Source organism: Roseburia sp. AF15-21 (assembly GCF_003479505.1).
GTDB classification, from domain to species: domain Bacteria; phylum Bacillota; class Clostridia; order Lachnospirales; family Lachnospiraceae; genus Roseburia_C; species Roseburia_C amylophila.
Window position 1 is genome coordinate 1 of sequence record NZ_QUHG01000019.1, and the last position, 10,743, is coordinate 10,743.

At 36.7% G+C, this 10,743-nt stretch carries 12 protein-coding genes and 2 pseudogenes; all 14 read right to left on the reverse strand.

Annotation, left to right across the window (positions count from 1 at the left end; translation table 11 throughout):
- Positions 1–561 precede the first annotated feature (561 nt).
- A complete protein-coding gene (locus DWW33_RS15185) occupies positions 562–777 on the reverse strand; it encodes a hypothetical protein (protein WP_055147993.1) in 216 nt (71 codons plus the stop codon).
- Between the two features lie 12 nt (positions 778–789).
- Positions 790–1,902 (reverse strand): hypothetical protein, encoded by a 1,113-nt coding sequence (locus DWW33_RS15190; protein ID WP_118639805.1) that lies wholly within the window; start codon positions 1,900–1,902, stop codon positions 790–792.
- A 32-nt stretch (positions 1,903–1,934) separates the two neighbouring features.
- Positions 1,935–2,315 carry a hypothetical protein gene (locus DWW33_RS15195; RefSeq protein WP_117690461.1) on the reverse strand — a complete coding sequence of 127 codons (381 nt, stop codon included), beginning with the start codon at positions 2,313–2,315 and terminating at the stop codon, positions 1,935–1,937.
- Positions 2,312–3,796: a hypothetical protein gene (locus tag DWW33_RS15200; RefSeq protein ID WP_118173736.1), complete on the reverse strand. Its 1,485-nt coding sequence runs from the start codon at positions 3,794–3,796 to the stop codon at positions 2,312–2,314. Before DWW33_RS15200 ends, DWW33_RS15195 begins: the two co-directional genes overlap by 4 nt.
- A 517-nt stretch (positions 3,797–4,313) precedes the next feature.
- Positions 4,314–5,057: an enhanced serine sensitivity protein SseB gene (locus DWW33_RS15205; RefSeq protein WP_117699322.1), complete on the reverse strand. Its 744-nt coding sequence runs from the start codon at positions 5,055–5,057 to the stop codon at positions 4,314–4,316.
- Entirely contained in the window at positions 5,047–5,340 is a 294-nt protein-coding gene (locus DWW33_RS15210) for a hypothetical protein (RefSeq protein WP_117699323.1), read from the reverse strand. Before DWW33_RS15210 ends, DWW33_RS15205 begins: the two co-directional genes overlap by 11 nt.
- Positions 5,337–6,776 (reverse strand): hypothetical protein, encoded by a 1,440-nt coding sequence (locus DWW33_RS15215; protein WP_118639806.1) that lies wholly within the window; start codon positions 6,774–6,776, stop codon positions 5,337–5,339. The genes DWW33_RS15210 and DWW33_RS15215 overlap by 4 nt, the downstream gene beginning before the upstream one ends.
- A gap of 692 nt (positions 6,777–7,468) precedes the next feature.
- Positions 7,469–7,579: pseudogene (locus DWW33_RS16340) on the reverse strand (IS200/IS605 family transposase); the annotation flags it as partial.
- Between the two features lie 194 nt (positions 7,580–7,773).
- The gene (locus DWW33_RS15220; protein WP_118544594.1) at positions 7,774–8,115 is read right to left on the reverse strand and encodes a hypothetical protein; all 342 of its coding nucleotides are present in this window, start codon (positions 8,113–8,115) and stop codon (positions 7,774–7,776) included.
- Between the two features lie 10 nt (positions 8,116–8,125).
- Positions 8,126–8,353, reverse strand: coding sequence for a hypothetical protein (locus DWW33_RS15225; RefSeq protein ID WP_117842386.1), 228 nt, complete (start codon positions 8,351–8,353; stop codon positions 8,126–8,128).
- Between the two features lie 4 nt (positions 8,354–8,357).
- Entirely contained in the window at positions 8,358–8,693 is a 336-nt protein-coding gene (locus tag DWW33_RS15230) for a hypothetical protein (protein ID WP_117842385.1), read from the reverse strand.
- Between the two features lie 410 nt (positions 8,694–9,103).
- Positions 9,104–9,244, reverse strand: a complete 141-nt coding sequence (locus tag DWW33_RS16345; RefSeq protein ID WP_442969660.1) for a DNA/RNA non-specific endonuclease — start codon at positions 9,242–9,244, stop codon at positions 9,104–9,106.
- A 133-nt stretch (positions 9,245–9,377) separates the two neighbouring features.
- Positions 9,378–9,794 (reverse strand): immunity 70 family protein, encoded by a 417-nt coding sequence (locus DWW33_RS15240; protein ID WP_117842384.1) that lies wholly within the window; start codon positions 9,792–9,794, stop codon positions 9,378–9,380.
- A 13-nt stretch (positions 9,795–9,807) separates the two neighbouring features.
- A pseudogene (locus tag DWW33_RS15755) lies at positions 9,808–10,743 on the reverse strand (hypothetical protein); the annotation flags it as partial.

A 10,743-nucleotide genomic window follows, 5' to 3' on the forward strand; every position in this document is an offset into this window, starting at 1 on the left:
CTCTGATAATAACTCATCAGACCAATTAACTGTGAAAAGCCTGCCCGGTACGCTGTCATAGCATCCATTGATACATTTAAATCCGGAACTGTAAGCTGTTTTCCTTCTACCTCACCGGATACCGTTGAAAAAGAATGTACCTTGGATGCATAAACATTGGTATCTAATTTTATCAGCCTGATAATTAGTTACTGATATAGCAGGACTTCCTGTTCTTGCTATCAAAATAGACCTTATAAACTCCAGCATAGAGTCCATATTCTGTGTGTCATTTTGATTTCATCAAACAATAGTTCTGTGTAAGAATGAAAACACCAACTTGAAACAAGTCAGTAAAATCAATGTTTTACAGTACCTTAGAAATAAAATGTCAGACAAATCCTTTTGTATACCTGAGGGCAAATTTCGCCATAAGGAGTCCTTTCCCCTTTAGGTAAATGACAAAAAGCTATTATTAATCTCTGTATGTCATTCACTTCGTGAACAGACAGAGAGTAAAATAGCTTTTTGAGTTAAGGGTTTTGGAGTCCTAAAGTATAACCATAATTAAATTTATATATTTTATTCAACTACATCTTCACCATATACACCATCATTTTGATATTGCAAAATAAGATTATACATTTCTTCAACATCTAATTGGCATAACTCCGCCTCTTCATTTGTAATTTCAATTCTTTTTTTCTTTATCATATGCGCTCCTGCATCATACTGAAGATAATATTGCCCTTTGTTTTCCAGTAGACTAATACCCTCATCTTCTATAATTAACTTCATTTTAAAGCACCTCTATTCAAATAAATGTTTATATGTATATGTTCCTTCTTTCGCCGGATTAATAACTGCTTCTTTTATTCCACCACTTGTATAGCCGCCTGGTTCCCAGTATTCCGGCCATGCACCTAATTCATTGCCAGATGGAAGTCTTAAACTAGATGTGTCCTGAATTGTCACTATAACAGGATTACTTCCTAAATATCCTTTGTCTAATCCCAAAACACTTTCTATTTTAGCCACATCCCCATCTGCGTTTCGAATTATTTCACTTAGTTCATCCCCAGACATTACAAATGTACCACCTTTACCACCAATTGTTCCTGATGGCTCACTTGGCATTATTTTTACCGCACCACTTTTCTTGAATGAATTTAGATGATTATTAATATATTCCTCACTCAAATAAGTTTCTGGTAATGGTTTCTGTCCCTTTGGTGTGCCTTTTATTTTTTCTACTTGTTCAAGTGACAATCCCTCTTCTCTAAGTTTACTCCACGATGAATATTGCTTTCCATCCTCAAATGACATATTACCTAAGTTCGAATATCTACCACCCTTTACAGCCGAACCCACATCCGCATCATTTAATACTGCGCCACCGTCAGTTCCCACATCTCCAAGCTTCGGTTTCGCCAGTTTCTTCGCTCCTGCTTCAATTCCATTCAGACCTTTCGCAGTTGCCATACTTGCTGCCATACCTGCTATCATTCCTGCGGTCTGGTTTCCGGTTAAATCCGTCGTATACTTCTGGGCTCCTGCACCTGCAGTTGCAATAATACATGCCACCCCAACACCAACCAATACGACTCCGGCAACGGTCTTCCACACTCCCTGCGTCTCACGTTCTTCCGCTGCATCCTTTAGGTTCTGTTCCGCTTCACAGATTGCATCATATACATCTTTATTGTCTTCATGCTGCTGATAAAACAATTCACTGATATTGGCAAGTGCATACACGTCCTTATCTGTATAAAAGCTGTTGCTTTCATAATTTGCAATTGTTCCCTGGTTCAACCCTACTTTTGCAATACAGCTGTTCAGGCTCGAAATTAATAAGTCTACAGAATTCTCCAGCGCTGTTACGGTACTACTTTCCTGATTTTGGATTGTTGTAATAAAATTCAATAGCTCCTGATCCAACTGCTCATGTAAACCAATTATTTTATAACTTGTTTTTCCTCATCAAGCTTTACTATATTTGAATTTAACCATCCCTCATATGCATATTTGTCAACTCGATCCAACTTCAGCTTTTCCCCTATCTTGCAGTCATTTGTACTAACCAAATATTCTCCGTTTTTTTCCTTTATAATTGAAACCCTCTCTTCATTCACCTTTCCATAAGTTGCAATTTTGTAAATTTCATCTACATCTGATATATTCACTAATTTACTGTATACTCCTGTATTATATTTATCTTTAAATGTACAATCAGTTTTCTTTAGATCTGATGTTATAATAATATAATTACCATCAGCATCTCTTGAAAATTTATATTCATTTCCTTTATAATAAGCATATTTTCCATTTTTTATCATTTTTTCACCTCTCTGAAATGTTCGCCATCAAAAATAGCTACGATAGAATCTTCTGAATCAATTACCCTATGCAATTCAGCACCTTCTATTGGTTCCAGGTTACCATCAACTGTCCATTCTGGAATAACTTCTCCATTCCTTGCACCTGTAAATCCATTACGTGTACATGGGGCAGGGTCTGTATTTCCCCCACCAAATTCTGTTCCATACGGTATTCCAATCCTATCCACATCATCCGTCATAAATTTAATATAACCATATGCATTTCCACCTTCTGGATATGGTCTAATATCACTATTTATTGTATAGTCTAATCTTGATGATTCTACAACATTATCATAACCATGAATATGTGAAACATCATCATATCTTGCTATATAGCCTCTGATAGTACTATATCCGTCATCTCCTATGTATTTTCCTATATCCTCAAAGGGAATAGTTTTTTGAATCACTGTATTACTATCAATCTTAGGCACTGCTTCTCTTATATTTTTTAATTTTCCAATTTGTTCTGCTGACAATTCATTTACATCTGCTAAACGAAGTGTATTAAACTCATCTAATGTCAAACTTTCATTAGCTAACACAGATTTTAAATTATTTCTTGCAAACGCTGAACCTCCGCCGTCTCCAACATCTCCAAGCTTCGGTTTCGCCAGTTTCTTCGCTCCTGCTTCAATTCCATTCAGTCCTTTCGCAGTTGCCATACTTGCTGCCATACCTGCTAACATTCCTGCGGTCTGGTTTCCAGTTAAATCCGTCGTATACTTCTGGGCTCCTGCACCTGCTGCTGTTGCAATTCCTTCTTTTGCAACGATTGTTGCTCCACTTCGAAATGTCAGGTTTCCTGCTGAGGCCGCCTGACCGATTGGAATCATTGCGGATGCTGCAAATGCAAAGACACTTTCTGTCAGATAATATGCTTCCTCATTTCCTTGGAATACCACATATTTTAAGTCATTTACTGCGGTACTGTCAATATCTCCGATGCTTCCATAATAAATATCCTGGGCACCTTCCGCAGAATCTGCGACTCCAAAAATAGTCGTTCCGGTTCCAACAATACCCTCTGCGGCTGCAACAATTGGTGTTGCTGTTCCCCATGATGCGACTATACATACTCCGCCTACTACAAGCAAACCCACTCCGGCAACGGTCTTCCACACTCCCTGCGTCTCACGTTCTTCCGCTGCATCCTTTAGGTTCTGTTCCGCTTCACAGATTGCATCATATACATCTTTATTGTCTTCATGCTGCTGATAAAACAATTCACTGATATTGGCAAGTGCATACACGTCCTTATCTGTATAAAAGCTGTTGCTTTCATAACTTGCAATTGCAGCTGTGTTCAATCCGATTTTTGCAATACAGGTATTCAGACTCGATAGTAACAATTCCACGGAATTCTCCAGTGCTGTCACGGTACTGCTCTCATGGTTCTGAACTTCTGTGATAAGATTTAATAATTCCTGATCCAACTGCTCATGTAGTTCTATCGTTCGTATAGGTGTACTGATTAAATTTCTTATCCTAGGTCTTAAAATTATTCAAGATATCAGAATAAGGCATTTTCTTAACAATTAGTTGGCTTGTCTTGATTTTGGTATGCCACTTTAAGAAAATATGATGTTATGAATATTTGTTAAACTCGTAACGAAATCTCTTCTTGTAATTTTTTATCATTCACAGAAATTGGCTATCTCACAGCGTCTATAAGCATTTTAGCAAACAATAGTTCTGTGGAAGGGTGAAAATTCCCAGCTTGCAACAGGTTAGTAAAATCAATACCTCACAATATCTTCAATATAAATTGTCGGACAAATCCTTTTGTATACCTGAGGGCAAATTTCGCCATAAGGAGTCCTTTCCCCTTTAGGTAAATGACAAAAAGCTATTATTAATCTCTGTATGTCATTCACTTCGTGAACAGACAGAGATTAAAGTAGCTTTTTGAGTTAGGGATTTTTGAAGTCCTAAAGTATAACCATAATTAAATTAATCTCTTTCATAAAATGGTTTGTATTCTCTAATTGCATTCTTTCCAAAATCCGAATCCGCTGAAACCATATCAAGCATCTTATCTCTTAAAAATCTAATGCAAAATTTTCCAACTCTTGGGTATAGACTATTAGGTTCTTCTTTTGAATCCAATATTAGTAAATAGCTTCCTTCTTCACCCCTTACCATCCATAATAAAAACGCCTTATCAACACTCTTTTCTTTATCAAAATATACACATAGCTCATTTATCAATTCAGTTGGGTATTCAGCTGGAATGCCTATAAACACCTGTTCTTCTTTTTTAATTATACAATCATTTTCCATTCCATCAAGCATTGGAAGCGTAATCACAATATTGGCACCGAAAGGATTTATTACCATTCCTGTATATACATCTCTCGATTCTTTCATAATGTTTTGAAAATCCTTATAACCAAAAATAACTGTTTGCTGTTCTTTTGAGGAATTCCATTTATATAATTCTTCCCAATCAGTAAATGCAATTAAAAACTTATTACCTTTTGTATCTTCTAAATGCTTTATAGATATTGAAGACCCTTCACCTACAACTATTTCATTACCATCTTTCGAACTGTTTTGTAAATGAATATCTGCAGGGCATAGTAATTTAGCTTGTGCAAATTCTGTAAAAAATTTCTGTTGTGTTGCATTATTGTTACTTAATCCTTCAATTGCCTCGACTAATTTAAGATTACTAATTGGTTCTTTAATATTCATTTTTCCCTATCTCCTTCTGGTGATATATTCCATCAGCAAACTTACGAACAAAACCTTTTGCTGGAAAATCAGGATATTTAATTTCCCATAGACATCCACAACACTTACACTTGTACCATTTATCTGCTTTCCACTCAAATCCATCACAATATGGCTTTCCTACTGGTACTTCTGAAAATATATCTTCTTTTACCTGTTCTTCAAAAAACAATTTAATATCTTCATATAATTTATATGAATTAATAACACTTCCTATTCGTTCACTACATTCACATTTTATCATTTAAACCACCCCGCTTCCACTTTTGGGATATATACTTGATTTCCACCTCCTGGCAATGTTCCTATCACATTTCCAAGACTATCATATATATTTTGTGGTGCCGCTATACCTTCATAAATTGTGGTTCCTTTTGGAACAACAACCTTGGTAATATTTTCTGTTGTATTTCCCCACGAAGGATTTAATGCTAAATCCAATTGTGATTGCAATCCTCCTCCTTGAGGCGTTCTTGATACATATGAACCAACCTCTCCTGCTTTACCACCACTTACTCTATACATAACTGTATCTTCTGTCAACGTTGTTTTTGTAAATGTTGCACCATTAAAAGATTCTGCTACTTCTTGACTAATTTCATTACAAGGTTTGATTGGTGAATACTTTACTGTCTTACTTCCACCCTCTCCTACATTTCCCAACTGCTGCGGTCTTTTTACGTTATTTACTACTTCCAGCTCTGCCTCACTGAGCGTTCCATATGTTGCCATTCCGGTTAGTGATCCAACTACAAAGCCTGCCAGTGGACTGTTGGTTGCTTCTGTCATGCTCTTTTCCACATAACTGCTGGTTGCCACCGTCAGTCCCTGCTTTGCATACTCTGTTACTACTGCCCTTCCTATGGATGTTCCTGCACTTACTGCTGCATTTGCTGCCATTCCTCCGGTCAGTATCATAGAAGCTGAGATTGTCAACGCATTTCCTATTAAATAATAGAGTTCCGGATTGCTGGCAAATAATGTATCACGGATTGGATTAACCGATACCATTCTTGGGTCTCCTATTACTCCTGCATAAACATCCTGACTACCTTCTATAGCATTCGCACAACCATATGCAGTTGTGCCTAATCCAATTGCTACAACTCCAACGGTTGTCACCAGTGGAAGTGCCATACCACAGGTTGCTACGACAAGCATTCCTCCCAGAATCATGGTTCCGACTCCGACAAGTGTTTTCACAATGCTTTCTTCTGTTCTCAGCCGGATAGATTCCTGCCACTGCTGTTGCTGCAGTTCATAGAACTCCTCACAGGAGTTTGCCCTGTCCTTCACCTGTTCGAGATATGTACTTAACATTCCATCCATCATCTGTGCCAGTTGAAAAGTCTCTGTTGCATTCACAACCGATGCATCATATGCACTGATTGTAGCACTACTGCCACCTAACTGGCGACCAATAATACGGCGAAGATAGCCTGCCATCATATCGATGGGATACATATCTGCATGGCTGTGTGCCTCTTCATATTCCCCTATCTGTGTGCGGACATTCTGCACTCCGGCAAGCGCATTGTCAAAGCAGCTTTCCATACAGGTTGTAGAAAATCTGCCCACATCAAGATAAGCAGATAGTTCTCTCTCAATATCCGCCACTTCCTCTGCTACCACATCAAAGTCTGATCTTGCTCCCTGAATGTTCTCCTCCTGTCCCTCCATGCATCTCCGACATGATAGCAATCTCTACAATACTCTTCTTACCGCATCTATCTGTTCTATCCACCAGTCAATCTGTGCCAGAATCAGTTCCCGAATGCTGGTAATTTCTTCATATTTTACCTGAAATCCCATAACTTTCTCCACTCTCCCTATTTTGTCTTTATCATTTTCATCAAAGAAGCTTCTGCATCAACCAGTTCATCACGCAGTGTGAAAAGCTTCCCGACATCCTGCGTCAGGAGGCTCTAATAATAACTCATCAGACCAATTAACTGTGAAAAGCCCGCCCGGTACGCTGTCATGGCGTCCATTGATACATTTAAATTCGGAACTGTAAGCTATTTTCCTTCTACCTCACCGGATACCGTTGAAAAAGAATTTACCTTTGATGTATAAACATTGGTATCTAATTTTATCAGCATAATGATGCCATTCCTATTCTGTAAATGTTATTCCTGTTACTATTTCTTACACTTATATGCACATTAATATGCCTTACTACCTCCACCATTCGATTGTGTACCAAATAAAATTTAATTCGTTTTTAAATACCGCTGCTATTTCGTTTTTTATTTCGTTATTTTTCTAAGTCAGCAACCACCAGTTCAACTGATGGTTTGTTATAAGCCCTCCAAAGAGCTATGTTACCGCTCGCCCAAAAGGGCGGTGTCGCAATCATTTTTACTGGTCCGCTATAAAGCGGTACTTCTTGAATCTTCTTTTCTCGATTCCTCTGCTTGCTCTTTTATATATTTTTGTACTGCTTCGTCTGTGATATTACCGATTGTTTCTACATAATATCCTATTTATTTTTTTGCAACTTAAAATTCTCAAAAGTTATTTTACAATTATCACAAAGTGGATCATATTCTTCACTCCAAAATTTCTTGTATTTAAAAATATATTATCAATATCGGCTCCACCTAACAATGCATTATTAGTTGCAAATACTTCTGCACAGTTATTAACTAGCTTTTCACCTAGAAAATTAATCACCTTACCAATAAAGTAACTTTCTTATTTCATCCGATGTTCTTAATAATCTTTTCCATTCTTCAACTGTTCTTACCGCTTCTACACTAAGCAACTCTACATTTTTTTCTAATTGTATAAATGAATTTCTTAACTCTATGCTTTTTTCTAGTATATCATCATTAATCATACCTTCATCCAAAAGAAGATTTAATGTATCTTCATGTAGAAAACTAATCGCATCTATCGAAAATTCCTCAAATAGATTATGTTTAATTGTATCATCACTTTCTGTCAACAAATAACTTCCACATTCTTGAATTGTTTTTTTAAAGTTTTCATATCTTTCTTCTAATGAAATTATCATCTCAATACCTCTAATCATAAATTATAGTTGCTCTATCACCTTTCAGCGGGATATAAGTTTCAGGATTTACTACCTTTATTTTTCCAGTAGCCCCAGATGATATTCCATAATATGAACCTCCATGTTTGCCTCCGCCTGGATGATAAAATATAGAAACATCACCATTCATTAATTTCCAACCGCCACCATTGCTTCCATATACACCTCTTGTCCAATCATTTCCAAGAACCTTCTGCAATTCATCAGCAATATCCTTTCAAACGTGTTGGATCCCTAAAAATATCATCAACAGAATTAATATTCCAATGTACATTATCTGCACCATACTTTTCCTTTAAATATTCATTCCATTCAGCCCCACTTCTAGGTATTTCATTATCAAAATTAGTCTTTCTACCACTCTCCCCTACATTCCCCAGCTGCTGTTTTCTAAGTTCCAACAGCTCCTCCGGGTTTACTTTCTTTAATGCAAGTGCTTCGTCTACCTTTCCGATTCCTCTTATTTCTGCCTCTGTGAGCCCTTCCTTGCTTCCATTCTCAAGAAAATCAAGATATTTCTGGGCATCTTCCTTTGACATGCAGGATGCTGATTATTTGAAGTTTACACAGCAAGAGCAGGAACTATATTCCGTTGTGATTTCAGATATTCTTATACGAAGTCAATATTAAATATAGTCTTTCATAATGTTCCAAACTCTTTTTACTTCGTCATTATATTTCTCATTCAACTGATTTTTTAATTGAACATCTGCATCATAAATGATGAAATCGCCTAACCCACCTCTCGCAACTGCAAAAACTCTTCATTTCCTATCATTCTTCTATTTCCAATCTATTGTAATGTTCATTTTTTAATTCTCGAACTTTATCACACCACTCACTATCAAGGAGACCAAAATTACAATATAATTCCAGATAAGCAAAACGCATCGTTCTCATAATATCAATCTTTCCTGAAAACAATGCGTTTTAACCTTAACATCTACCTTTACTTTTTTCCCTCGCTTATAGCTTTTGCCCATTGATTTTCTATTTTCTTATATTGACTCAAATTAACATCTTTTGATTGAGATACTATATTATCCAAATTTGGTGAACCGCCAAACCTATCTCCAGCCTTGCGTAGCACCTTCGATACTTCATTTCATTTTTCCTTTACATTTTTTACATATCATTTTCTAATTGCCTGTCTATTATAACCATCTGAATTTTATATTAATCAAGTTTTCTGATAGTTTTGTTACTTATAAAACCATTTTCATCTATAACGACTCTATCTCTATTGGTAATCCTAACTCCTGACTTTTCTCTAAGGCATGTTTAAACAATGTTAAAAAATCTTCACCATCACTCGTCACAAAATAATTTGATAAATCAGTTATGTCCTTACTAATATTATCGCCCCATGGTGGCAGTTTTTTAATATCATCTATATCCCAAATTACTTTATTAGGTGATATTTTCCTTAATTCTTCTTTAATTGTATTCAATTCTATTAACGCTTTACTTACATTTTCACTCTCAAGACTTCCCTGATACAATTGATTCATTATCAGCGGAAATCTACTTCCCCAACTATTATTCTCTAAATTTACAGCAACTGTCGAAAAAAAACAATGTAAAAAATCTCCACTACCTATTTGATACCATAAAAAACCAACTTTAAATCCAACTGCCATATCATATACTCCTTTAACTTTCCTTAAATCTCACTTTTATTCCATTACTTGTTCGTTCCACAATATCATTATATAAAGCATTAAGATTATTTTGCGATATATTTTGACCTCGTATATCAATTAATACTGACTGTTCTGTTCCCTCTGGTAAATTACCTATTCTTTGATAATATTGTTTTTCAATATTTCTTGCCAAGTTGCTTCTACCAGATGCAGTTTCAATTTGATAATTCTTTACATCTATACTGAATCCATCCTTATACAAGTCCGGTCTAACACTTCCTTTTGTTCCATATGGAACTTCCTTTCCCTTTATGAATGATTTTTGTTCTAAATAATCTGGGAAATCTTTTGCTGCATCTAATTCAGCTTGTCTCCAAGATGGTCTCTTTGTTAAAGAAGTACCACTCTCCCCAACATTTCCCAACTGCTGCGGTCTTTTTACATTATTTACTACTTCCAGCTCTGTCTCACTGAGCGTTCCATATGTTGCCATTCCGGTTAGTGATCCAACTACAAAGCCTGCCAGTGGACTGTTGGTTGCTTCTGTCATTCTCTTGTCCACATAGCTGCTCGCTGCCACCGTCAGTCCCTGCTTTGCATACTCTGTTACTACTGCCCTGCCGATGGATGTTCCTGCACTTACTGCTGCATTTGCTGCCATTCCTCCGGTCAGTATCAGGGAAGCAGCGATTGTTAATACATTTCCTATTAAATAATAGAGGTCCGGATTACTGGCAAATACTGTATCACGGATTGGATTAACCGATACCATTCTTGGGTCTCCTGTTACTCCTGCATAAACATCCTGACCACCTTCTACTGTATTTGAAAAGCCATATGCTGCTGTTCCTGCGCCAATTGCCATTACTCCTACTGTAGCCACTAAAGGAAGTGCCATACCACAGGTTGCTACGACAAGCATTCCTCCCAGAATCATGGTTCCGAC